Annotated in this window: 18 protein-coding genes and 3 pseudogenes; 12 read left to right on the top strand and 9 right to left on the bottom strand. The window is 69.8% G+C overall.

Annotation, left to right across the window (positions count from 1 at the left end; genetic code table 11):
* Nucleotides 1-159: 159 nt before the first annotated feature.
* Together OP79_RS12205 and OP79_RS12200 are read left to right on the top strand one after the other, a co-directional pair.
* A complete protein-coding gene (locus OP79_RS12205; protein ID WP_033320111.1) occupies nt 160-918 on the top strand; it encodes an IclR family transcriptional regulator in 759 nt (252 codons plus the stop codon).
* 138 nt (nt 919-1,056) lie between these two features.
* A complete protein-coding gene (locus OP79_RS12200) occupies nt 1,057-2,418 on the top strand; it encodes a PP2C family protein-serine/threonine phosphatase (protein WP_425428563.1) in 1,362 nt (453 codons plus the stop codon).
* A 50-nt stretch (nt 2,419-2,468) separates the two neighbouring features.
* On the opposite strand, the gene OP79_RS12195 is transcribed toward OP79_RS12200, so the two are convergent.
* Nucleotides 2,469-3,110 (bottom strand): HAD family hydrolase, encoded by a 642-nt coding sequence (locus OP79_RS12195; protein ID WP_033320110.1) that lies wholly within the window; start codon nt 3,108-3,110, stop codon nt 2,469-2,471.
* A gap of 263 nt (nt 3,111-3,373) precedes the next feature.
* Between OP79_RS12195 and OP79_RS12190 the strand changes: the two genes are divergently transcribed.
* A complete protein-coding gene (locus OP79_RS12190) occupies nt 3,374-5,425 on the top strand; it encodes a spermine/spermidine synthase domain-containing protein (protein ID WP_051744585.1) in 2,052 nt (683 codons plus the stop codon).
* Nucleotides 5,426-5,479: 54 nt separating this feature from the next.
* Here OP79_RS12190 and OP79_RS12185 read toward each other — a convergent pair whose 3' ends face one another.
* The 4 genes and pseudogenes from OP79_RS12185 to kdpF all read right to left on the bottom strand — a co-directional run bounded on the left by OP79_RS12185 (nt 5,480) and on the right by kdpF (nt 10,175).
* Nucleotides 5,480-6,112, bottom strand: coding sequence for a potassium-transporting ATPase subunit C (locus OP79_RS12185; RefSeq protein WP_033320157.1), 633 nt, complete (start codon nt 6,110-6,112; stop codon nt 5,480-5,482).
* Nucleotides 6,113-6,136: 24 nt separating this feature from the next.
* Complete coding sequence (gene kdpB, locus OP79_RS12180) at nt 6,137-8,263, bottom strand: potassium-transporting ATPase subunit KdpB (protein ID WP_211270774.1); 2,127 nt, start codon at nt 8,261-8,263, stop codon at nt 6,137-6,139.
* A pseudogene (gene kdpA, locus OP79_RS12175) lies at nt 8,260-9,822 on the bottom strand (potassium-transporting ATPase subunit KdpA); the annotation flags it as partial. The pseudogene kdpA and the gene kdpB, both read right to left, overlap by 4 nt.
* Nucleotides 9,823-10,085: 263 nt before the next feature.
* On the bottom strand, nt 10,086-10,175 hold the full coding sequence (kdpF, locus tag OP79_RS51000; protein WP_018566520.1) for a K(+)-transporting ATPase subunit F: 90 nt from the start codon (nt 10,173-10,175) through the stop codon (nt 10,086-10,088).
* A gap of 412 nt (nt 10,176-10,587) precedes the next feature.
* On the opposite strand from kdpF, the pseudogene OP79_RS12165 reads away from it, so the two are divergent.
* Nucleotides 10,588-11,469 (top strand): annotated as a pseudogene (locus OP79_RS12165) (extracellular catalytic domain type 1 short-chain-length polyhydroxyalkanoate depolymerase); the annotation flags it as partial.
* 75 nt (nt 11,470-11,544) lie between these two features.
* On the opposite strand, the gene OP79_RS12160 reads toward OP79_RS12165, so the two are convergent.
* Nucleotides 11,545-12,348, bottom strand: a complete 804-nt coding sequence (locus OP79_RS12160) for a nuclease-related domain-containing protein (protein ID WP_033320109.1) — start codon at nt 12,346-12,348, stop codon at nt 11,545-11,547.
* Between the two features lie 90 nt (nt 12,349-12,438).
* Here OP79_RS12160 and OP79_RS12155 point away from each other — a divergent pair, with 90 nt between their 5' ends.
* The 4 genes from OP79_RS12155 (at nt 12,439) to OP79_RS12135 (ending at nt 16,766) form a co-directional block, all read left to right on the top strand.
* Entirely contained in the window at nt 12,439-12,945 is a 507-nt protein-coding gene (locus OP79_RS12155) for a protein-tyrosine phosphatase family protein (RefSeq protein WP_245685295.1), read from the top strand.
* A 160-nt stretch (nt 12,946-13,105) separates the two neighbouring features.
* A complete protein-coding gene (locus OP79_RS56915; RefSeq protein WP_051744584.1) occupies nt 13,106-13,873 on the top strand; it encodes an SH3 domain-containing protein in 768 nt (255 codons plus the stop codon).
* A gap of 47 nt (nt 13,874-13,920) precedes the next feature.
* Nucleotides 13,921-15,294: an FtsW/RodA/SpoVE family cell cycle protein gene (locus OP79_RS12140; RefSeq protein WP_033320106.1), complete on the top strand. Its 1,374-nt coding sequence runs from the start codon at nt 13,921-13,923 to the stop codon at nt 15,292-15,294.
* Nucleotides 15,295-15,311: 17 nt separating this feature from the next.
* On the top strand, nt 15,312-16,766 hold the full coding sequence (locus OP79_RS12135; protein ID WP_033320152.1) for a penicillin-binding transpeptidase domain-containing protein: 1,455 nt from the start codon (nt 15,312-15,314) through the stop codon (nt 16,764-16,766).
* Between the two features lie 27 nt (nt 16,767-16,793).
* Here the strand turns inward: OP79_RS12135 and OP79_RS12130 are convergent, their stop codons facing one another.
* The gene (locus OP79_RS12130) at nt 16,794-18,755 is read right to left on the bottom strand and encodes a sensor histidine kinase (protein WP_078491744.1); all 1,962 of its coding nucleotides are present in this window, start codon (nt 18,753-18,755) and stop codon (nt 16,794-16,796) included.
* A 212-nt stretch (nt 18,756-18,967) separates the two neighbouring features.
* Between OP79_RS12130 and OP79_RS12125 the strand changes: the two genes are divergently transcribed.
* Nucleotides 18,968-19,474: a DUF3291 domain-containing protein gene (locus OP79_RS12125; protein WP_033320105.1), complete on the top strand. Its 507-nt coding sequence runs from the start codon at nt 18,968-18,970 to the stop codon at nt 19,472-19,474.
* Between the two features lie 21 nt (nt 19,475-19,495).
* Here the strand turns inward: OP79_RS12125 and OP79_RS12120 are convergent, their stop codons facing one another.
* Both OP79_RS12120 and OP79_RS12115 read right to left on the bottom strand, forming a co-directional pair.
* A complete protein-coding gene (locus OP79_RS12120) occupies nt 19,496-20,149 on the bottom strand; it encodes a hypothetical protein (protein ID WP_245685290.1) in 654 nt (217 codons plus the stop codon).
* Between the two features lie 212 nt (nt 20,150-20,361).
* A complete protein-coding gene (locus tag OP79_RS12115) occupies nt 20,362-21,471 on the bottom strand; it encodes a ferritin-like domain-containing protein (protein ID WP_033320103.1) in 1,110 nt (369 codons plus the stop codon).
* Between the two features lie 143 nt (nt 21,472-21,614).
* On the opposite strand from OP79_RS12115, the pseudogene OP79_RS12110 reads away from it, so the two are divergent.
* The 3 genes and pseudogenes from OP79_RS12110 to OP79_RS12105 all read left to right on the top strand — a co-directional run.
* Nucleotides 21,615-22,547, top strand: a pseudogene (locus OP79_RS12110) (AurF N-oxygenase family protein); the annotation flags it as partial.
* Between the two features lie 39 nt (nt 22,548-22,586).
* Nucleotides 22,587-23,459: a TetR/AcrR family transcriptional regulator gene (locus tag OP79_RS51550; RefSeq protein WP_342669518.1), complete on the top strand. Its 873-nt coding sequence runs from the start codon at nt 22,587-22,589 to the stop codon at nt 23,457-23,459.
* A gap of 10 nt (nt 23,460-23,469) precedes the next feature.
* On the top strand, nt 23,470-23,832 hold the full coding sequence (locus OP79_RS12105; protein WP_033320102.1) for a hypothetical protein: 363 nt from the start codon (nt 23,470-23,472) through the stop codon (nt 23,830-23,832).
* Nucleotides 23,833-23,908 lie beyond the last annotated feature (76 nt).

Here is a 23,908-nt window from a genome sequence, read left to right as displayed (position 1 = left end):
CCCGTAACTGGGGGCTGCGCCCCCAGGCCCCCCGCCAGGGGGTGGGGGTGACACTGCGTGTCGCGGCTGCGGGTGCGTCGTGGCTGGTCGCGCAGTTCCCCGCGCCCCTTACGGGGCGTGAGTGTTGCCCGTGTCGTGTGCCGGGCGCACGCTAGTCGTATGGCCAGAAGCGGCGGCCCTACGCTCATCGGTTCCGTGCAGCGGGCCTTCCGGCTGCTCGAGGCGGTGAGCGCGCACGAGAACGGGGCGCCGGCCAAGCAGTTGGCGCGGGAGACGGGGCTGCCGCTGGCCACCGCGTACCACCTGCTGCGGACGCTGGTGCACGACGGATACGTACGGAAGCTGGACGACGGCGGCTTCATTCTGGGCGACAAGTTGCAGACGCTGCACACCGCGGGCCGCGGTCAGGCGCTGCTCAGCCGGGTCCGTCCGGCGCTCGCGGCGCTGCGAGACGAGTTCTCGACCGCCGCCTACCTCACGTTCTACGAGGACGGCGAGATCCGGGTCGCCGAGATCGTCGACGGTCCCCGGGCTCCCCGGGTCGACCTCTGGGTGGGCTTCGAGGACGCCGGGCACGCCACCGCGCTGGGCAAGTCGGTGCTCCGCGAGCTGGACGACGAGTCCCGCAAGGAGTACCTGTCCCGGCACACCTTGTCCGACCTCACGCCCCGTACCATCACCAGCCCTCCGGAACTGCTCCGGCGCGTCGACTCCTCGCCCGTGGCCCCGGCCGTCACGGACCTGGAGGAGTACGCCCTCGGCACGGTCTGTGTCGCGGTGCCCGTCTACAGCGGGAACACGCTCGGCTCACTCGGCGTCTCGCTGCCGAAGGACCGGCTCTCCCGGCTCGAGGAGATCCGGGCCCGGCTGATCCCGACCGCGAGTCGTGTGACCAGGGGCCTTTCGCTCACCAAGTGACCGGGGACCTGGCCGGGGCCCCTTGCTCATCATCTGAAATTCCGCTCCTTGCGGCGACCCCTGTCGAACCCGTTTCCTGAATAAATACGGACATATCAGGGGCGTGCCCCGCGACAGTGAGAGGACTGCGGACACCACATGACTCAGGCCCGACACCACGGTGGCGACCACTGGCCGATACGGCCGTTCAGGAACCGAGTGGCCAGTACCGGGGCGAAGGCCCGGCTACGCGCCGCCGCGCACGTGGCCGCGAGTACGGCCGTACTGCCCATACTGATCGTCACCGTCATCGTGTTCGTCGATCTCCTCGGCGGTTCGGGGATGATGTGGCTGCCGCTGCTGGCCGCCGGGCCCGCGCTGGCCGCCACCACCTGCGGGCCGCGCGGGGTCCTGGGCGTCGGGTTCCTCGCAGCGGGTCTTGGCACCGCACTCGGCATCCGTGACGGTGTGCCGTGCCATGAGCTGGTGGTCGTCCTGGCCGCCCTGGTGGCCGTCACCTTGGCGAGCGCTCTGGCCAGCGCGCTGCGCGGGCGCCGCGAGAAGGTGCTCGCGGCCGTCCGCTCGGTGGCGGAGGCCGCCCAGCACGCGCTGCTCAAGCCGGTGCCGGCGACGGTCGGCCCGTTCCAGACGGCCGTCCGCTACAGCGCCGCGGCGGCGGAGGCCCGTATCGGCGGCGACCTCTACGCGCTGGTGCCCACGCCGTACGGAGTACGCCTGCTCGTCGGCGATGTACGGGGCAAGGGCCTGCCGGCCGTGGGAACCGCCGCCCTCGTGGTCGGCATCTTCCGCGAGGCCGCCTACGACGAACCCGATCTCCTCGCCGTCGTCGACAGGATCGAACGGAGCCTGGCCCGCAACCTCGGCGCCGACGACTTCGTCACCGCCGTCGTCGCCGGTTACCCCCGGGAGGGACGCCTGGAGGTGGTCAACTGCGGCCATGCGCCTCCCCTGTTGGTACGCGACTCCGAAGTCGTCCCGGTGGAGCCCACGCACCCGACCCCACCCCTCGGCCTGCGAGCCCTCACCGGCGAGGCCCCCACCCTCCAGGTCCTCCCCTTCACGGACGGGGACCAACTCCTGCTCTACACAGACGGCGTCACGGAAGCCCGAGACCACAACCGCGATTTCTACCCGCTGGCCAAAGGCCTGGAACGGCACCTGACCGACAACCCGGCCCGCACCCTCACCGCGCTCCACCACGAACTGCTCGCCCACGTGGGCGGCCACCTGCACGACGACGCGGCGCTGCTGCTGCTCCGCAAGCCGACGGCTGCCGAGGCGCCTGCCGCCGCGGCAACGGCTCCCGAGGCGGCGTCGCACACCGCGGGCGATCTGCGCTCCGTCCCGCCCCACGCCCGGTCCTCCACCGAGGGCGCGAGCGGGGGCGGCGGATCTGCGTATCCCGCGGGGGTGTTCGGTGGGGGCGGGGAGCCGGTGACACCTTCGACAAGCTGCGCGGAACGCACCAGTAGGAGCGCACCAAGGCGTCGGGGTCAGTGAGTCGCGGCTCCGGCACACAAATTGGCAGTCGGGGCCGATCTCATGGGCAGTCAGTCAGCGACGATCGCCGTCAGTTGAACGAGGCTGTCGATTGTCCAGTCCGCTGCTGCTGCGACATCCGGATCGTCGGCCCACAGGTGCCCCCATGGGCCACGGCGGATGTGGGCAGCGCGGAGGCCGGCGGTCTTGGCCGGCCACAAGTCGTTGGCCGGGTGGTCGCCGACGTACACGGTTGCCCCGGGTTCGGCGCGGGCGACTTCCAGGACCCGGGCGAAGAACTCGGGCTGCGGCTTGGCGACGCCCCATTCGCCGGAGGTCACGATCAGGTCGGCGGGCAGGTCGAGGCCTCGTAGCAGCTCACCCACGCGTGCCGTCTGGTTCCCGGCGATGATGACGCGAACGCCGAGTTCGCGCAGGCCCGCGAGGGCCGGCCGTACGTCGTCGTACAGGTCCGTCTCGTCGAGATACTCGCCGCGGCCGACCGCTTCACGTGCCTGTGCCGCGGCGGCGAGGTCAATGCCCGGGCGGGCGATGCGTACGGCGTCGGCGTTGTCACGGCCCTGGGCGACGACTGCGCCGACGAGGGCCGAGAGCGTGTGCCGCGGGACACCGAGCCAGTCGGCCCACGAACCCCAGTAGCGGTCATCGCGGGTGACGGTTTCGCCGACGTCGAGAACGATGGTCTCAATCACCTGCTTGAGCCTAGGCGCCCAGGGTCAGGGAGGTCCGCAGCCGCGTTCGCAGGACTGCCCCCGCCGGCGGCTCGGCCGCATCGTCGGCCAGGTGATCGACGGGCCGCCCGGCGGTCAGCAGGCTGTCTCCAGGAGCTGATCCTGGAGGTGGTCGTGTGGCGTCGGCCGGGTGTGTTCGTCCGGCCGGTCGGCATGGACGAAGGCCACCGGGCCGGATACGCGGGTACTCGACTCGTCGCGGCGAAAGTGGCACCTTTCGGGACATGGAATATCGCGCTGGTGCCGGTGTCTGGGAAATCCGCGGAAAGCTGCTGTTGGCCAGCGCGACCATGCTGTTCGTCGAATTGGCCCTGATCCGCTGGACGGGCGCCAACATCGTCCATCTGAGTTACTTCTCGAACTTCATTCTCCTCGGCTCGTTCCTCGGTATCGGTCTTGGATTCCTCATTCCGGCCCACCGAGGGCAGTGGCTGAAACGCTGGGCGCCCGTCCCACTGGCCGTCCTCGTCGTCCTGGTACGGGAATTCCCGGTCCAGGTGCAACAGACCAGCGGTGAGGTCATCTACTTCACCGCCGTGAAAACCACAGGACTACCGGAATGGGTCACCCTCCCGGTCCTGTTCCTGCTGGCCGCGGTCGTCATGGCGGCGATCGGCAAGATCACCGCGGACCTGTTCCGGCAGCTGCCGTCCCTGGAGGCGTACCGGTACGACCTCCTCGGCGCCCTCACCGGGTCCGTGGCGTTCGCCCTGCTGTCCTGGCTGAGCGCCCCCTCGGTCGCCTGGGGAGTCATCGCCGGACTGGCCATGCTCGTGCTCGGCGGACGACGCGACAGCATGCGCTACGCCGTACCGCTCACCGCGATGGTGGCGGTCCTGGCCTTCGAATCGGCGGCGCAGGGCGTCTCCTGGTCGCCGTACTACAAGATCGAGGTCAAGCGGCCCCCGGCAGGCAGCAGCACTCGCGACTACAAGATCTCCGCCAACGGCGTCCCGCACCAGAGCATCGCGCCGCTCAGCGTCCTGATGAGGCCGGACTCGCCGTACGGCCGGCCGTACCGCGAGACGCCGGACAACCCCTATCGCAGGGTCCTCGTCATCGGCGCGGGCAACGGCAACGACGTCGCCGTCGCGCTGGCCCACGGGGCGCGGCGCGTGGACGCCGTCGAAATCGACCCGGAACTGCGGGAGACCGGCGCGCGGCTACATCCCGAAAAGCCGTACGACGACCCCAGGGTGCACACATATATCGACGACGGCCGCGCTTTTCTCGAACGGACCGATGCCCGCTACGACTTGATCGTCCTCGCGCTGCCGGACTCACTGACACTCGTCTCCGGTGCGAGCAATCTCCGGCTGGAAAGCTATCTGTTCACCCGGGAGGCATTCGAGGCCGCGCACGAACACCTGGCCCCGCACGGCGCGTTCACGATGTACAACTACTATCGCAAGGACTGGCTGATCGACCGGTTCGCCGGTGATCTCACCACGGTGTTCGGACACGCCCCCTGCATTACCGATTACGGCGGCCGGCAAGCCGTGTTCGTGGCCGGCCGGACCACCGCCGACCAGTCCTGCGAGAAGACCTGGCAGGCCAGTGGCCCCGTCCCGGAGCCCGCGACCGACGACCACCCCTTCCCCTATCTGCTGCAGCCCACCATCCCCAGCCTCTACCTGGGCGCACTCGGGGGCATCCTGCTGGTCACCGTGCTGTCCGTGCGCCTCACCGGGGTCCGCGTCCGGCGCACCGTCCGCTACACCGACATGTTCCTGCTCGGCGCCGCGTTCATGCTGCTGGAGACCAAGAGCGTCATCGGCTTCGCCCTCTATTTCGGCACCACCTGGCTGGTCAACGCGCTCGTCTTCATCGGCGTACTGCTCGCCGTGCTGGCCGGTGTCGAAGTGCGCCGCCGGATGCGGCGGCTCAACCAGCCCGTCATGACGCTCGTCCTGCTCGCCACCCTGGCCGTCGCCTGGCTGGTCCCCGCGGAGTCCGTCCTCGCGCTGCCCTTCGCCGGACGGCTCGCCGCGGCGATCGCCCTCGCCTTCGCGCCGATCTTCTGCGCCAACCTGATCTTCTCCGACCGGCTGGCCTCCGCCCCCGACCCCACGGCCGCTTTCGGCGCCAACCTGCTCGGCGCCCTCACCGGCGGCACCCTGGAGTACCTCGCCCTGCTGACCGGCTATCAGACGCTGCTGCTGATCGTCGCCGCGCTCTACCTGGGCGCCTACGCGGCGATGCGCCTCACCGGCAGCGGCCCGGACGCACCCGCGCTGCCCGAGCCACGGCCGCTGGAGTCCGAGGCGCAGCCCTGAGCGGCCTCGGGGACTCGGGGAGGTGAGTCCGGGGCGAAGTTACGCCGTCGGGAGTCAGCTCTTCGCCGCGAGGTCCTTGAGCGCGATGTTGAGTTCGAGGACGTTGATGCGGGGCTCTCCCATGAAGCCGAGGGTGCGGCCCTCGGTGTGCTCGTCGACGAGCTTCTGGACCTGGGCGACGGGCAGCCCGTTCCGCTCGGCGACGCGGTGGGCCTGGAGGTCCGCGTACGCCGGGGAGATGTCCGGGTCGAGGCCCGAGCCGGAGGACGTCACCGCGTCGGCGGGGACCTGGGAGGGCCGCACCTTGTAGTCCGCCGTCGAGTTGTCCTTGACGACCTTGGCCTTGGCCTCCTTGACCCACTTGATGAGTTCGGGGTTGTCACCGGAGCGGTTGGTGGCGCCGGAGAGGATCAGCTTGTACTGGGTGTTGACCGAGTTCTCACCGAGTCCGTTGGCGGGCCGCGGCTGGAAGTAGTCGAGGCTGTAGCCCTGCTGGCCGATGAGCGAGGAGCCGACGACCTTGCCGTCCGCCTTGATCTCCGAGCCGTTCGCCTTGCCGGGGAAGATTCCCTGGGCGATGCCGGTGACGGCCAGCGGGTACAGCACACCGCACACCAGCGTCAGTACGAGCAGCGCCCGCAGTCCTGCCCCGAGCAACCGGGCAGTGTTCGTAACCGAGTTGTTCATGGTGGTCAGCACGCTTTCAAGAAATTACAGCCCGGGGATGAGGGAGATGAGCAGGTCGATGATCTTGATGCCGATGAACGGGGCGATCAGCCCGCCCAGGCCGTAGATCCCGAGGTTGCGCCGCAGCATCCTGTCGGCGTTCATCGGCCGGTACTGCACACCGCGCAGGGCGAGCGGTACGAGCGCGATGATGATCAGCGCGTTGAAGACGACCGCGGACAGGATCGCGGAGTCCGGCGAGGACAGCTGCATGATGTTGAGCTTGTCCAGGCCCGGGTAGACCGCCGCGAACAGCGCGGGGATGATCGCGAAGTACTTCGCCACGTCGTTGGCGATCGAGAAGGTCGTCAACGCGCCCCGGGTGATGAGGAGTTGCTTGCCGATCTCGACGATCTCGATGAGCTTGGTCGGGTTGGAGTCGAGGTCGACCATGTTGCCGGCCTCCTTGGCGGCCGACGTGCCCGTGTTCATCGCGACGCCGACGTCCGCCTGCGCGAGGGCGGGCGCGTCGTTGGTGCCGTCACCGGTCATCGCGACGAGCTTGCCGCCCGCCTGCTCGCGCTTGATCAGCGCCATCTTGTCCTCGGGAGTGGCCTCCGCGAGGAAGTCGTCGACGCCCGCCTCGTCGGCGATCGCCTTGGCGGTCAGCGGGTTGTCGCCCGTGATCATGACGGTCTTGATGCCCATTCGGCGGAGTTCCTCGAACCGCTCGCGCATCCCGTCCTTGACGACGTCCTTGAGGTGGATGACGCCGAGGACGCGGGCGCCCTCGTCGTCCTCGACGGCGACCAGCAGCGGGGTGCCGCCCGCCTCGGAGATCCGGTTGGCCAGGGTGTCGGCGTCCTCGGACACTTCACCGCCCCGTTCCCGGACCCAGGCGATGACCGAGCCGGCCGCGCCCTTGCGGACCTTGCGCCCGTCCACGTCCACGCCCGACATCCGGGTCTGCGCGGTGAAGGCGATCCACTCCGCCTGCACCAGCTCGCCCTGGTGCCGCTCGCGCAGCCCGTACTTCTCCTTCGCCAGTACGACGATGGAGCGGCCCTCGGGCGTCTCGTCGGCCAGCGAGGACAGCTGGGCGGCATCGGCGACCTCGGCTTCCGGGGTGCCGCTGACCGGCAGGAACTCGGCGGCCTGCCGGTTGCCGAGCGTGATGGTGCCGGTCTTGTCGAGGAGGAGGGTCGACACGTCGCCCGCCGCCTCAACCGCCCTTCCCGACATGGCCAGGACGTTGCGCTGCACCAGCCGGTCCATACCCGCGATGCCGATCGCGGAGAGCAGCGCGCCGATCGTGGTCGGGATCAGGCAGACCAGCAGGGCCACCAGCACGACCATGGTCAGGTGGGTGCCCGCGTAGTCCGCGAGCGGCGGCAGCGTGGCGACCGCGAGCAGGAAGATGATCGTGAGCGAGGCGAGCAGGATGTTCAGCGCGATCTCGTTGGGTGTCTTCTGCCGGGCGGCGCCCTCGACCAGGTTGATCATGCGGTCGATGAAGGTCTCGCCGGGCTTCGTCGTGATCTTGATGACGATGCGGTCGGAGAGGACCTTCGTACCCCCGGTGACGGCGCTGCGGTCGCCGCCGGACTCGCGGATGACCGGCGCCGACTCGCCCGTGATGGCCGACTCGTCGACGGACGCGACGCCCTCGACGACGTCACCGTCGCCGGGGATGACGTCGCCCGCCTCGCACACCACCAGGTCGCCGATCCGCAGCTCGGTGCCGGGCACATGCTCCTCGCGGTCGTCCACGAGCCGCCGGGCGACGGTGTCGGTCTTGGCCTTGCGCAGGGTGTCCGCCTGCGCCTTGCCGCGGCCCTCGGCCACCGCCTCCGCCAGGTTCGCGAAGATCACGGTGAGCCAGAGCCAGGCGCTGATCGTCCAGCCGAACCAGTCGCCCGGGTCCGTGAACGAGAACACCGTGGTCAGCACCGACCCGACCAACACCACGAACATCACAGGGGACTTGACCATCACCCGCGGATCGAGCTTGCGGATGGCGTCCGGCAGCGACTTCAGCAGCAGCTTGGGATCGAACAGGCCCGCGCCGACACGGCCTTCATCCTTGTGACCCGTGGGCACGTCGCTGTGCGGCGCCCGAGTGGGAGTAGTCGTGGACACGGCGTCCTCTTGCTTCTCTATGCGGGTGGTCATGACGCCAGCCCCTCGGCGAGCGGGCCCAGCGCCAGCGCCGGGAAGTAGGTCAGACCGGTGATGATCAGGATCGCGCCCACCAACAACCCGGTGAACAGCGGCTTTTCGGTGCGCAGGGTGCCCGCGGTGGCCGGCACCGGCTTCTGCTCGGCCAGCGAGCCGGCCAGCGCCAGCACGAACACCATCGGCAGGAAGCGGCCCAGCAGCATCGCGAGCCCGATCGTGGTGTTGAACCACTGCGTGTCGGCGTTCAGACCGGCGAAGGCCGAGCCGTTGTTGTTGGCGCCGGACGTGTAGGCGTACAGGATCTCGGAGAATCCGTGCGCGCCGGAGTTGAGCATCGAGTGCGGCGGGGTGGGCAGCGCCATCGCGAGGGCGGTGAAGACGAGCACCAGCGTCGGGGTGATCAGGATGTAGCAGGCCGCCAGCTTGATCTCGCGGGTGCCGATCTTCTTGCCCAGGTACTCGGGCGTACGGCCCACCATCAGCCCCGCGATGAACACCGCGATGATCGCCATGATCAGCATGCCGTAGAGACCGGAGCCCACACCGCCGGGCGCGATCTCGCCGAGCTGCATGCCCAGCAGGTTGAGGCCGCCGCCGAGGCCGGTGTTGGACGAGTGGAAGGAGTCCACCGCGCCCGTCGAGGTGAGCGTCGTGGAGATCGAGAAGATCGACGAGGCCCCGATGCCGAAGCGCTGCTCCTTGCCCTCCATCGCGCCGCCGGCGATCTCGAACGCCGGGCCGTGGTGGGCGAATTCGGTCCACCACATCAGGCAGATGAAGCCGAGCCAGATGGTCGCCATCGTGGCGAGGATCGCGTACCCCTGCTTCAGCGAGCCGACCATCCGGCCGAAGGTCCGCGTCAGCGAGAACGGGATCAGCAGGAGCAGGAAGATCTCGAAGAGGTTGGAGAACGGGTCGGGGTTCTCGAAGGGGTGGGCGGAGTTGGCGTTGAAGTAGCCGCCGCCGTTGGTGCCCACCTCCTTGATGGCTTCCTGGGAGGCGACCGCGCCGCCGTTCCACTGCTGCGAACCACCAGTGAACTGTCCGACCTCGTGGATGCCGGAGAAGTTCTGGATGGCGCCGCACGCCACGAGCACGACCGCGGCGATCACCGAGATCGGCAGCAGGATGCGTACGACTCCCCGCACCAGGTCGGCCCAGAAGTTGCCCAGTTCACCGGTACGCGACCGCGCGAAGCCCCGTACGAGCGCGACCGCCACCGCGATGCCGACGGCCGCGGAGACGAAGTTCTGCACGGCCAGTCCGGCGGTCTGTACGACGTGGCCCATGGCCTGCTCGCCGTAGTACGACTGCCAGTTGGTGTTCGACACGAAGGACGCGGCGGTGTTGAAGGCCTGGTCCGGGTCGATCGAGGCGAAGCCCAGCGAGCCGGGCAGGATGCCCTGGAACCGCTGCAGCAGGTACAAGAAGAGGACACTCGCGGCCGAGAAGGCCAGCACCGCCCGCAGATAGGCGGGCCAGCGCATCTCGACGTCCGGGTCAACACCGATGCCCCGGTAGATCCACCGCTCCACACGCAGGTGCTTGTCGGAGGCTTGGAGTTCTCTCTCGGATGAAACCGAGAGACTCTCCCCTGGATCGCTCCGGGGAGTTTGGCAGGTTTTGCCTGCCCGGCGACGACCCTCCCGGCCGCCGAAGTGGGTACGAGACCCACTCAGATCGCGATTGTACCCGGGGCCTGCGGGAGTATAGATGCGAGCCATGTAGTCGCCCAGAGGGCGGTAGGCGAGTGCCAGCGCCGCGATGAGCGCAAGCAGCTGGAGCACACCGGCAAGTACGGGGCTCATGGCGGGCGTCAGAACCTCTCCGGGAAGATCAGGGCGAGGACGAGATAGCCCAGCAGGGCGACGGCCACGATCAGACCGACAACGTTCTCGGCGGTCACAGCTTCGCCACCCCCTTGGCTATGAGCGCCACCAACGCGAACACCGCGATCGTGGTGACGACGAAGGCCACGTCGGCCATGGGAGCTCCTGGATGAGGTTCGGAGTGAATGGGTGGACAAGGACGATTCCGAGGAAACCTCCACTCCGACCGGATTCGGCCACCGTTGACGGGTCCCATACGCCGACGCATACGCCCTTGACGGTTCTCTTACGGCTCGAGCGCGGACCTCGAGACTCCGTCGCGTGGGAGCGCTTCCATGAAGGGCGTGTTCATGTCACGATGCCCTGGGGGCTCCTTCGTGAGAGGGGCAAGTTGTGAGGTTTTCGCTTGCGCGTGTGGTTGTGGGCGGGCTGCTTCTGGGGCTGTTGGGTGTGGTGGGCGTTGCCGGGCCGTCGTCGGGGGCGGTCGGGGTGCGTCCGGAGGCTCCCGCCGCGGTCTCCACCGAAGTCCCCACCGCCGCGCTCACCGAGATCACGAACTTCGGCACCAACCCCAGCAACCTCCAGATGTACCTGTACGTGCCGGACAACGTCGCCCCCAACCCGGCGGTCCTGGTTGCCGTGCACTACTGCACGGGGTCCGGTCCGGCGATGCACTCCGGCACCGAGTACGCCCAGCTGGCCGACCGGTACGGCTTCGTCGTGATCTATCCGTCCGTCACCCGCAGCAGCAAGTGCTTCGACGTCTCCTCGCCGCAGGCGCTGCGCCGGGACGGCGGCAGTGACCCGGTGGGCATCAAGTCCATGGTCGACTGGGTGACTCGTACGTACGACGCGGACACCGACCGGATCTTCGCCACCGGCATCTCCTCCGGCGCGATGATGACGAACGTGCTGCTGGGCGACTACCCCGACGTGTTCGCGGCGGGCGCGGCGTTCGCGGGCGTGCCGTTCGCCTGTTTCGCCACCACCAACGGGTCCGAGTGGAACAGCGACTGCTCGGGCGGCAACCTCATCCGCACCCCGCAGACGTGGGGCGACCTGGTCCGCGGCGCCTATCCGGGCTACGACGGGCCCCGGCCGCGTATGCAGCTCTGGCACGGCACCGAGGACGACGTCCTGCGCTACCCCAACTTCGGGGAGGAGATCAAGCAGTGGACGAACGTGCACGGCGTCAGCCAGACACCCGCCCACACCGACTCACCCCAGGCGGGCTGGACCCGTACCCGCTACGGCTCCACCGGTGACCGGGCTCCCGTCGAGGCCATCAGCCTCCAGGGTGTCGGCCACAACCTGTACGCCTGGGGCATGGGGACCCGAGTGATCACGTTCTTCGGCCTGGACGGCACGGGCCGGTGAGGCTGTCGGCCCACCTCTTCCGTTAGCACTCGGTAGCGCTGCGTCTCGCCCGGGCCGGGCTCAGACCCGTCAGACCCGACCCCAGGTCCCCCGGTCCCGGGCCATCGCATGGAGCGCCTCGACATCCGCCGGCTTGAGCACACCCCCCGTACGGGCCAGCGACGCGACATCCGTGTCCTGGAGAACGCGAACCTCACGCAGCGGCGTCGCCACCGACACGTTCGACGGCGCGTAAAGCGCCAGCACCGGATGGACCTCCGCCGTCAGCGCGTACGACGCCCGGTCCGCGACAGACCGAACCCGCCGCAGCAACGGCGACGACTCCCGACGGCCGACCGTGACCATGGGGTCAGCCACCAGCACCCGCTGCTTACGGGCGTACAGCGCATGGACGGCGAACAGCCCGCCGGGCCCGATCGCCAGGTGGTGAAGACGGTCGCCGCCAGGCAGCGGAAGGGAATGCAGCGCATGCCACCCCGCCCTCTCCAGCCCGTCAAGCGCCTCCCCCACCGCCAGCTCCGCCGCCAACGCCCGCCGCCGGGGATCGGGCCGCAGCCGGTGCGGAGGCGAGGGATCGCGGTCCAGAGCGATCTGGAGGGCCTCACCGGGCCGGTTGGGGGCAAGGTCGTCGTCGGGGTGGAGGGTGAGCCGGGCGAGCTCGGCAGGGGTCGGGACCGGGGGCGGCCCCACGGTCACGGGCCCGGTCAGAAACGGGCCGAGCGCGTCGAGAACATCCTCGCGCCGGTCCTCGCTGAGCAGGTTGACCCGCCCCGCCTCCCTGTCGTACCAGGCGACGTTCCTGCCGTCGGTGTGACAGATGTACAGCCGTTCCTGACCGTGCCGCCAGGTCGGTACAACGCGCAGTCCGCTCATGCGCCATCACCCCACGACCATGGGAACAGGCGGGGTACTCCAGGGGCAAGAACCCAGCTACCTTTGTCACGACTCGAGCGGGAGGCGCCGTTGCTGCCCAGCAGGAAGCAACCCGATGTGCCGGCCCCGGACAGCCCGTGGAGCGAGATCGTGCCCGGCCTGTGGATGGGCGGGCACGAGTACAAGGGCCGGTCCGGCGGGCTGGAATTCGCTGTCGTACGCGATGAGTTCGACCTGGTCCTGACGTTGCTCCGACTACCCGGCCACGGCCCCGACGACGACGTGGAACACCATGTGTGGCCGATCCCGGACGGCCCTCTGGACGGTACGCAGCTCGCGGGCGTCCTGCGGCTCGCACGGGCCGCGGGCGAGGGGCTGGCGCAGGGCCGCCGGGTCCTGGTCCGCTGCTACCACGGCTACAACCGCTCGGGCCTGGTCGTCGCCCACGCCCTGATCGGCGCGGGCCACACCGCCGACGAGGCGATCCGCCTGATCCGTAGCCGCCGCTCACGGTGGGCCCTGCACAACGAACTCTTCGTGGAGTATCTGAAGACCGGCCTCGACACGGTCCGGCTCCTCGAAGAACTGGCCGAGTGATCAGCGGAGTCACCGAGCGCGACCATCCACAACGAACCGCGGCTCAGAACCGGCACGTACCCCGATGGCCCAGCACGACGGGCGCCCTCCAAGGTCGACTCCTAGCGTGGCGATTGGTCACCTTTCAGTCACCACCGCACCTTTCAAGGAGGACTCCGTCATGCCCCTGCGTTCCGCTTTCACCCGCCTCGGCATAGTCACTGCCACCGCCGCCGCACTCGCCCTCACCGCCACCGGTCCCGCCCTCGCGAGCGGCAACGACGGCGGCGGGAACGGAAACGGGAGTGGGAACGCCAGCGCCAGCGAGGGCGGCGGCAACGGGAGTGGGAACGCCAAACCCAACGGGGGCGGCGGCAACGGCAACGCCAAACCCAGCGGGGGCGGCGGCAACGGCAACGCCAAACCCAACGGGGGCGGCGGCAACGCCAACGCCAACTCGACCGGCGGCAACGGCAACACCAATGCCAACGCCAACTTGGTCAACGTCAACGTCAACGTCAACGGCCACGCCGACCCGGGCGGCGGCAACGGCAACGCCGATGCCAACTCAACCGGCGGCAACGGCATCGCCGACCCTAGCGTCAACCCGGGCGGCGGCGACGGTGGCAACAACGGCCGCCCCGACAGCCACTCCAACAACAATCCCAACAGCAACCCCAGCAACCCCAGCAACCCCAGCAACAACCAGGAGTTCACCAAGGGCCGCGTCACCGCCATCGGCGGCCTGACCCTCCGCGACCGGCCGACCCGCAACAGCGCCGCGATCGGCCACGCACCCCAGGGCTCGACCGTCCGCATCTTCTGCCAGACGCCGGGCAGCACCGTCGACGGCAACAACCTCTGGTACCTCCTCGCGGACGGCACCTGGGCCTGGGGCTCGGCCCGCTACATCGACACCTTCGGCCACAAGCAGCCCCGCTGGTGCTGAGGCCGACATAACGGGACATGAGCAACATCTCCTGTTACGTTCCGGGCATGCTCTCGCCCGGACCGACAGCGCAGGCGGACCCGTCCACTCCCGCCGTACGCCTCCCCCGGCGCCGAGGCATCGAGTTCACGCTCCTCGTCCTGGCGGTGCTGCTCTCGGTGTACGGCTACTGCGCCGTCGGCCTCGCCAGGAACGGCACCCTCCCGCCCGGCGCCGCAGGTTACGGCGCCGGGCTCGGCGTGCTCGCGCTTCTCGCGCATGTGGCGGTGCGGTGGCGGGCGCCGTACGCCGATCCACTGCTGCTTCCGATCGCCGTACTGCTCAACGGCCTCGGCCTGGTGCTGGTCTACCGGCTCGACCTGGAGACCCCGGCCGATCCTGCGGCCCCCACGCAGCTCGTCTGGTCGACGCTGGGAGTCGGCCTGTTCATCGCGGTCGTTCTCGTCCTGCGCGACCACCGGGTGCTCCAGCGCTACGCGTACGTCTGCGTCGTCACCGCGCTCGTCCTGCTGATGCTGCCGATCTTCTTCCCGGCCGTGAACGGCGCCCGGCTCTGGATCAGGGTCGGCGGATTCTCCCTCCAGCCGGGCGAGTTCGCGAAGGTGCTGCTCGCGGTGTTCTTCGCCGGCTATCTCGCGGCGAACCGCAACGCCCTCGCGTACACGGGCCGCCGCATCTGGAAACTCCAACTGCCCGCGGGACGCGTACTCGGCCCGATCGTCACGGTCTGGGTGCTGAGCGTCGGCGTCCTGGTCCTGGAGCGGGACCTGGGCACCTCACTCCTCTTCTTCGGCCTGTTCGTGATCCTGTTGTACGTCGCCACGGGCCGCACCGGCTGGATCGCGGTCGGCCTGCTGCTCGCGGCCATCGGAGCCTTCGCCGTCGGCCGTCTCGAACCGTATGTGCACAGCCGCGTCGAGGACTGGCTGCACCCCTTCGCGTCCGTCGAGGCGGGCCTTGGACCCAGCCAACTCGCCCAGTCCCTCTACGCGTTCGCCGCCGGCGGGCTGCTCGGCACCGGCCTCGGCCTCGGCCATTCGATCCTCATCGGCTTCGCCGCCAAGTCGGACTTCATCCTGGCGACGGCGGGCGAGGAACTGGGCCTGGCCGGACTCTCCGCGATCTTCCTGCTGTACGGGCTGCTGGTCGAGCGCGGCTACCGGGCGGGCCTCGCCCTGCGCGACCCCTTCGGGCGGCTGCTCGCGGTCGGGCTCGCCTCGATCGTGGCGCTCCAGGTGTTCGTGATCGCGGGCGGGGTGACCGGGCTGATCCCGCTGACCGGGATGCCGATGCCGTTCCTGGCACAGGGCGGTTCGTCGGTGGTCACCAACTGGATCATCGTGGCCCTGCTGATCCGCCTCAGCGACTCGGCACGCAGCCGGTACGCCGGAGCCCCGTACGACGCGGAGGGCGCACCATGACCGGGGACGGCCGCCCCATGCCCCGGTACATCCGGCACGCCGCCGCCTTCTGCGCCCTGCTCCTGCTCGCGCTCCTGGTGAACGCCACCCGCCTCCAGATCGTCCAGGCCCGCTCGTACGACGAGAACCCGGCCAACCGCCGCCAGCCGATCGCCCGTTACGGCCAGCCACGCGGCGACATCCTGGTCGGCGGCAGCCCGGTCACCGGTTCCAGGGACTCGGGAGAGAACCTCCGCTACGAACGGACGTACAGATACGGCCCGTTGTACGCACCCGTCACCGGCTTCGCCTCGCAGACGTACGGAACGACTCTCCTGGAGAACGCCGAGAACGACCTCCTCTCCGGCACCGACCCGATGCTCTCCCCGCTCCCCCTGTGGAACGACCTCACGCGCGCCCGCAACCCCGGCGGCAACGTCGTCACCACCCTCGACGCGGCCGCGCAGCAGGCGGCGTACGACGGACTCGGCGACCGGCGGGGCGCGGTGGCCGCCGTCGAACCCTCGACGGGCCGGATCCTGGCGCTCGTCTCCACCCCCTCCTACGACCCTCAGGAGCTGTCCGGGACGGACAAGGCGGTGGCGAAGGCCTGGGCGCGGCTGAACGGCGCGGCGGACCGGCCGATGCTCAACCGGGCCGTCCACCAGACCTATCCGCCGGGTTCGACGTTCAAGGTGGTCACCGCGGCGGCGGCGCTGGACGTGGGCGTGGTGGAGGACCTGGACGCGCCCCTCAAGGCGCCCGATCCGTACCGGCTGCCGGGCAGTTCGACGCGGCTGACGAACTCGGTCGACGACTGCGCCGACGCCTCGCTGCGCTACGCCTTCGCCTGGTCGTGCAACACGGTGTTCGCCAAGCTGGGCGTGGACGTGGGGTTGGCGGACATGACGCGCACTGCCTCCGGCTTCGGCTTCAACGACCCGGGGCCCAGGATCCCGTTCCCGGTCTCCACCAGCACGTTCGGCAGCGGCCTCGACCAGGCGCAGCTCGCACTGTCCTCCATCGGCCAGTTCGACACCCGGGCGACACCGCTGCAGATGGCGATGGTCGCGGCGGCGGTGGCGAACGGCGGCTCGGTGCGCGCGCCCCATCTGGTGGAGCGGACGACCACGGCCGCGGGCACCCCGGTGTCGACCACCGGCCCGCGGGCCGAAAGCCGGGTCATGAACCCGTCCACGGCCAGGCTGCTACGGGAGTTGATGACGGACGTGGTGCGCAAGGGCACCGGTCGGAAGGCCGCCGTCCCCGGCGCCGAGGTCGGCGGCAAGTCGGGCACCGCCCAGCACGGCATCGGCAACGCCGGTACCCCGTACGCCTGGTTCATCTCCTGGGCCCGGGCCCGCGACACCGTGGAACCGGCGGTCGCCGTGGCGGTCGTCGTCGAGGACGCGGCGGCCGACCGGGGCGAGATCAGCGGAGGCGGGGACGCGGCACCGATCGCACGGGCCGTGATGAAAGCGGTACTCGACTGACCGGTACTCGACCGACCGGTATTCAACTCACCCGCTCACCATGGCCGTTGGCGACGGTTCCTGTACGAGCACGGCGGGCAGGGCCACGTACGCCGTGACGCCCGAGCCCGCCGTGGGTCGCAGCTCCACATGGGCGCCGAGGCGGGAGGCGAGCGCGCCCACGACGTGGTGGCCGAGGAAGCGGGTGGGTGCCGTGAGGAAGGAGCCGCTGCCGGAGAGCAGGGCGTTGGCCTCGGCCATGCGTTCCAGGGTCATGCCGATGCCACGGTCGACGACGGCCAGGCAGTACTCGGCGCCGTCCTGCCAGCCGTAGACCTCGACGGGCTGCTGGGGCGGGCTGAACATCAGGGCGTTCTCGAGGAGTTCGGCCAGCAGATGGGACAGCTCGGCGACGGCGTGGCCGCGGATGCGGCAGGCCGCGACGTCGACGGCAGTGACCCGGCGGTACTGCTCGACCTCCGAGACTGCCGACTGCACCACCTCGGTGACGGAGACCATGCCCGGCCAGGAACGGGCGGGCGCCTCCTCGCCGGCGAGGACGAGCAGGGACTCGGCGTTGCGGCGCATGCGGGTGGCCAGATGGTCGAGCTCGAAGAGTTCGGCGAGGGCGTCCGGGTCGATTTCCTGGTTCTCCAGGGCGGTGATCAGGCCGAGCTGGCGCCTGAGCAACGTCTGGTTGCGGCGGCCGAGGCTGGCCAGGGACTCGGTGCTGTTGCGGCGCAGGACGGCCTGTTCGGCGGCGAGGCCCACGGCGGTGTGCTCGACGTTGCGCAGGGCGGCGGCCAGGCGGGTGATCTCTCGTGCGCTGCCCGGGAGTCGGGTCCGGTCCTGACCGTCCGGGTCGCCCGGTTGGGGCGTGTCGGGGTCGGCCTCCTGGATGCGTTTGACGACCGTCGGCAGCCGGGTGCCCGCGACCGCGTCGGCCTCGTCGGCGAGGGCGCCGAGGGGGCGGGTGATGGAGCGCGCGGAGATGACGGCGAGCGCGACGGCCACGGCGACGATCAGCGCGCCGAGCCCGAGGAAGCCGCCGAGCTCGCGGGTGGCGGCGCTGCCGCTGTCGGCGGCGTCGGCGCGTACGTCGTCGCCGACGGTGCGCTGCACGTCATGCAGGTCGTCGACGAGGGTCGTCATGTCGCGCCACCAGCGGGCCGGGGCGACGGTCAGCCGCGAGCCGTCGGCGCCTTGCGCTGCCTGTGTCTCGTAGCCGCTGACGCGCCGGGCGGCGGCCGTCCTGAAGGCGGCGTCGAGGTCGGACTGCTGGGCGGGGGTGGCGAGTTGGCGGAACTGGCCGAGCGCGGCGAGGCGGGTGGCGCGGATCTCGGTGAAGTCGAGGTACTCGCCGCCGCGGAAGCGTCCGGCCGCGAACACCCCGTTGAGCGAACCGCGTTCGAGGGCCACGGCCTCGGTGGCGCGGGCCAGGGCCTGCAGTGCCTGGACGCCCTCGGTGATACGGCGCTCGCCGTGGGCCGCGCCCGCGGACTCGGCGTCGATGAGGGCGGTGACGGCCTTCGTGTAGTAGGCCAGGGTGTCGGCCCGGTCGGCGGTGCCGGCGTCGACCTCGGCACGGGTGGCGGGAAGGTCGGCGAGGGGAACCTGGGCATCGTCGAGGGCGGAGGCGGCGGCGTCCGGCAGATCACCGCTCTCCTCCGAGAGCACCGTTCGCAATGCGGAGCGGGCGTCGTCGGTACGGTCCCGCTGGTTCCGTACGTCGTCCTGGTACTCCTCGGCACCACCCAACAGCCCGTTGGTGAGCCCGCGTTCACGCTGCACTTCCCGTACCAGATCCTGCACCCGCAACAGCACGCCCACCTGCGCCTCGGTCCCCCGCGCGGCGGACCAGTCGGCGGCGCGGTCGGCGACGCCCAGCCCCGTCAGCACGAGCAGCAGGCAGGTCGGCACGGCCAGCACGATGGCCATGCGCCCACGGATGGAGTTCCAGCCGGGAAGGGCAGGAAGAGTGGGAAGTTTGGTCAGTACGTTCCCCGTCATGCTCCGCGAGGCTACGGGCGGGCCGGTCAGGCGGCGGTTTCCCGCCCGTAAGACGTCGGTTCACAGGAACTCACGCTGCGTCGGGGGCAGTTGTGAGAAGGGGAGGTACGGGACGGAGGCGCGCCCACATCGCCCGCCCGGCCGGACGGGTTCGTGTCCGAGGGTCGAGAAAGGCCTTGAGCGCGCCACCGAGCCGACCTAACGTTCGGTCCATGACACAACCCGCCGCGTACGAACTCGCCCAGGTCAACATCGCCCGCCTCAAGGCCCCGCTGGATTCCCCTCAGTTGAAGGACTTCGTCGACGCTCTCGACCCGGTGAACGCGGTCGCCGACTCCTCGGACGGCTTCGTCTGGCGCCTGCAGAGCGACTCGGGCAACGCGACGGACGTCCCCGTCTTCGGCGACGACTGGCTGATCATCAACATGACGGTATGGCGCGACACCAACGCCCTCACGGCCTTCATGTACCAGGGCCAGCACCGGGAGCTGCTGGCCCGGCGCAGGGAGTGGTTCGAGAAGCTCCAGGAGGCGGTGACGGCCCTGTGGTGGGTCCCGGCCGGACACCGCCCCACGGTCGCGGAGGCGGAGGCCCGTCTGCTGCACCTGCGGACACACGGGCCCACGCCGTACGCGTTCACGCTGCGGACGTCGTTCCCGCCGGGAGCCTCGGAGCCGGTGCTCGGCGAGGTGCCGGAGGGGCTGGGCTGCGGGGTCTGAGGCGGCGGCCGACGCGGGCGGTCAGCCGATCGGCTTCATCATCTCGGAACGGATCTGGAGCGTGAACTTCGCGTGGAACGCCAGGTCCACGTCGGAGGAGTCCTCCGTGGCCGCCTCGGCGGTGATCGTGGCGACCGCGGCTCCCGTGTTGCCGTCGGCCCAGCCGCACACGGGGTACGTCAGGGTCGTGCCCAGCTGCTTCTGGGTGACCACCTGGCAGCTGACGGTGGGTGAGCCGCCCTGGGTGAAGTCCTTCGGCCCGACGGCCACCGTCACGCCGTCCGCCGTGCTGACGCCCTCGAGCATGTTGTCGCGGGCCTCGTCCGTGTTCTTGAACCGGCCGTACATGCCGGAGATCACCAGCACGCCCTTGGTGTCGTCGCCGCCCTGGTTGTACTGGCCGACCACGGCATCGGTGACCTTGGCGTCCCAGGCTCCGTCCGCCCCGTCCAGGACCTTCTGCCCCTCGGTGTCGGAGAGGTCCTGGGCGAGCTCGAAGCGGCCGTCGGCCAGCGTCTCGGGCAGGGTCAGCCGGAACTTCGCCTCCGGAAAGTCGCTTCCGGCCGCCTGACCGATCAGCGCGAGCGCCACCACGATCGCCACGACCACGCCCACGACGCCGCCCACGATGCCGACGACGAGCCCGACCCGCCGTTTCTTCGGGGGCGGGGCCATGGGTGGGGCACCCCAGCCGTAGGGCTGCTGAGGGTGGGGGGCTCCGTACGGCGGGGCCGGCTGCTGCTGACTGCCGTATGGGGCGTACGGACCCTGGGGAGTGGGCGGTTGCGGGGCGTACGGTCCCGGCGCGGGAGGCGTGTGCGGCGCGTAGGGATTCTGAGGCTCAGGAGGCGTGGACACGACAGTACGTTACTCCACGTGAGTGAGTCTCAGCTCTCCGCGGCCCCCGCCTCGATCGCCTCCCCCACCTCCGCCATCCGCTCCCGCTCCTCCACCGCGAAGCGCTCCGCGTCCAGTTTCTCCGCGATCTCCTCGTCCTGCGCCATCAGCAGATCCAGATTCGAGTTGCCCATCTCGAAGACGCCCATGTCGACGTACGCCTGCTGGAGGCGCTTGCCCCACAGGCCGATGTCCTTGACGCAGGGGACGATGCGGCTGAAGAGCAACTGACGGAAGAGGGCGAGGAATTCGGACTGCTCGCTGTACTCCTCGGCCTCCGCCCTGGGGATGCCGAAGTTCTCCAGGACCTCGACGCCGCGCAGCCGGTCGCGCATCAAGTAGCAGCCCTCGATGACGAATTCCTCGCGTTCGCGCAGTTCGGCGTCGGAGAGCTGCTTGTAGCAGTCGCGCAGCGCCATGCGGCCGAAGGCCACGTGACGGGCCTCGTCCTGCATGACGTACGCGAGGATCTGCTTCGGCAACGGCTTGTCGGTCGTATCCCTGATCATGCCGAAGGCAGCGAGAGCGAGGCCCTCGATCAGGACCTGCATTCCGAGATACGGCATGTCCCAGCGCGAGTCGCGCAGTGTGTCGCCGAGCAGGGACTGGAGGTTGTCGTTGATCGGGTAGACCATCCCGATCTTCTCGTGCAGGAAGCGTCCGTAGATCTCCGCGTGCCGGGCCTCGTCCATCGTCTGGGTCGCGGAGTAGAACTTGGCGTCCAGGTCGGGCACGGACTCCACGATCCGGGCCGCGCACACCATCGCGCCCTGCTCGCCGTGCAGAAACTGGCTGAACTGCCAGGAGGCGTAGTGCTTGCGCAGCTCGCCCTTGTCCCGCTCCGTCATCTTCGCCCAGTGCCGGGTGCCGTAGAGGGTGAGTGACTCGTCGGGGATTCCTAGCGGATCGTACGGGTCCACCTCGAGGTGCCAGTCGATCCGCCGCTGTCCGTCCCATTGCTTGTCCTTGCCCTTCTGGTACAGGGCAAGGAGCCGGTCGCGTCCGTCGTCGTACTCCCAGCTGAACCGTGCCGCACCGCTCGCGGGCACCTGCCAGAGGGGGTCTCCAGGGTCCTGGGCGTAGAGGTCATAGGTCGGCATGATGCGCAGGCTCTCGCGTGCTAGACGAAGTGTCAACAAGTCTTACGCAAGGGATTGACGAGCTTGCTGACAAGCGGTCTCATAAGCCTTGACCGTCGGTAACTCCCTTGGCCTGTCCGGATCTTCGAAGAGGTGGCGCGACCATGACGCCCGTGACGGAAGCCGACGCGCTCGACGGTGTGCGCGACGCGCTCGGCCTGCTCAAGGACCGGGAACAGGTGGCCGCACGGCTGCTCGACGCGTCCGCGAAGCACTCCTTCGACCCCGACGAGGAGCTGGACTGGGACGCGCCCTTCGAGGAGGGCAAGTGGTTCTGGCCGCCGGAGCTGGTGTCGCTGTACGGCACGCCGATGTGGCAGCGGATGTCCCAGGAGCAGCGGATACTCCTCTCCCGGCACGAGGCCGCGGCGCTGGCCTCGCTGGGGATCTGGTTCGAGATCATCCTGATGCAGCTGCTCGTACGGCACATCTACGACAAGGCGGCGACGAGTGCCCACGTGCGGTACGCGCTCACGGAGATCGAGGACGAGTGCCGCCACTCCAAGATGTTCGCCCGCCTCATCAGCCGGGGCGACACCCCGTACTACCCGGTGAGCCGCCTCCACCACAACCTGGGCCGCCTCTTCAAGACCATCTCCACCACCCCGGGTTCCTTCACGGCGACGCTGCTCGGCGAGGAGGTCCTCGACTGGATGCAACGCCTGACGTTCCCGGACGAACGCGTCCAGCCCCTGATCCGGGGCGTGACGCGGATCCACGTCGTGGAGGAGTCCCGTCATGTGCGCTACGCCCGCGAGGAACTCCGCCGGCAGATGGTGACCGCGCCGCGCTGGTCCCAGGAGTTCACGCGCGTCTCCTCCGGGGAGTTCGCACGCGTCTTCTCCCTCGCGTTCATCAATCCCGACGTGTACGCGAACGTCGGGCTCGACCGGGGCGAGGCGCTGGCCCAGGTCCGGGCCAGCGCGCATCGGCGTGAGGTCATGCAGACCGGAGCCAGGCGCCTGACGGACTTCCTCGACGACATCGGGGTGCTGCGGGGGGCGGGGCGGCGCTTGTGGAGGGCGTCGGGGTTGCTGGTCTCGGAGAACCCGCACCCTGTACCAGGCCAGGGCCGTATGCCCGCCCTGCGACGGGCTGACGCACCGGCCCACGACCCCGCACCCCCCACCCACCCAAGGGGCGCGGGGAACGGCGCGACCAGCCACAACGCACCCCGCACCAAACAACGAACCCAACCGCCCAACCCCCGGAGGGATACGCTGAGCCATATGGCCTCCGAGGTCCCCACCCGCACATACCGCCGACTCTCAGTCGAAGAACGCCGCGGCCAGCTACTGAACGCGGCGTTGGACTTGTTCGCCCACCGAGTGCCGGAAGACGTGTCGCTCGACGACGTGGCGGAGGCCGCCGGAGTGTCGCGGCCGCTCGTGTACCGGTACTTCCCGGGCGGCAAGCAGCAGTTGTACGAGGCCGCCCTGCGTTCCGCCGCCGAAGAGCTGGAGCACTGCTTCGCCGAGCCCCCGGAGGGCGCGCTGACGAAGAGGCTCGCTCGCGCGCTCGACCGGTATCTCGCCTTCGTGGACGAGCACGACGCGGGATTCAGCGCCCTCCTCCAGGGCGGCAGCGTCATCGAAACGTCCCGGACCACGGCCATCGTGGACGGCGTACGACGGGCCGCCGCCGAGCACATCCTGAGTCACCTGGACGTGAAAGAGCCCGGGCCACGGCTCCGGATGACCGTACGGATGTGGATCACCGCCGTCGAGGCCGCTTCCCTCATCTGGCTGGACGAGGAGAAGGAACCGCCGCTGGACGAGTTGCGCGACTGGCTGGTCGAGCAGTTCGTGGCCTGTCTCGTGGCGACCGCCGGACGCGACCCGCAGACCGCCGGCGTCGTACGGGCCGCGCTCGCGCTGGAGACCGCGGAGGGACCGCTCGGCGAGCTGGTCCGCAGGGTGCTCCCCGTGGTCGGCGACGCCCGTTTGTGAGACTGGCCCCGTGAAGAGCGAAGACACTCCCTTCGTGGGTGGCCCTCTCGACGGGCGCGTACTGCCGGTTCTGCTCGGCATGACCGGGCACCCGCCGAAGGTGTACCGGGTTCCGGTGCCGGACGCGGCGGGCGGTCCGCCGACGGTTCTGGTCTACCGGCGCGTACCGGCGGCGCAGGGCAGAAAGCTCGCTCTGCACCCGGGGTGGAAGTACGAGTTCGACCCCGAGGGCGACAAAGGCGGCAAGCTCAAGTGGCCGTGGTCCAAGCCGGAGTCCAGGCCGGACGCCGCACAGAACACCGAACCGGATGCCGCACCGCACACCGATCCAGACGCCACGCCGCGCGGCAAGCCCGACGACGCCGACGAGTGACCCCCTTGGGCCGAACCGACCACTGCCCGCGCGCGAGCGCGACGCAGCCGTCTGATGCTCGCGGTACGGGGTGGAG

The sequence above is a fragment of the Streptomyces yerevanensis genome, assembly GCF_000716805.1.
GTDB classification, from domain to species: Bacteria; Actinomycetota; Actinomycetes; order Streptomycetales; family Streptomycetaceae; genus Streptomyces; species Streptomyces flaveus.
The sequence above is the reverse complement of the archived record's forward strand: the minus strand, read 5'-3'. Positions and strand labels throughout refer to the sequence as shown.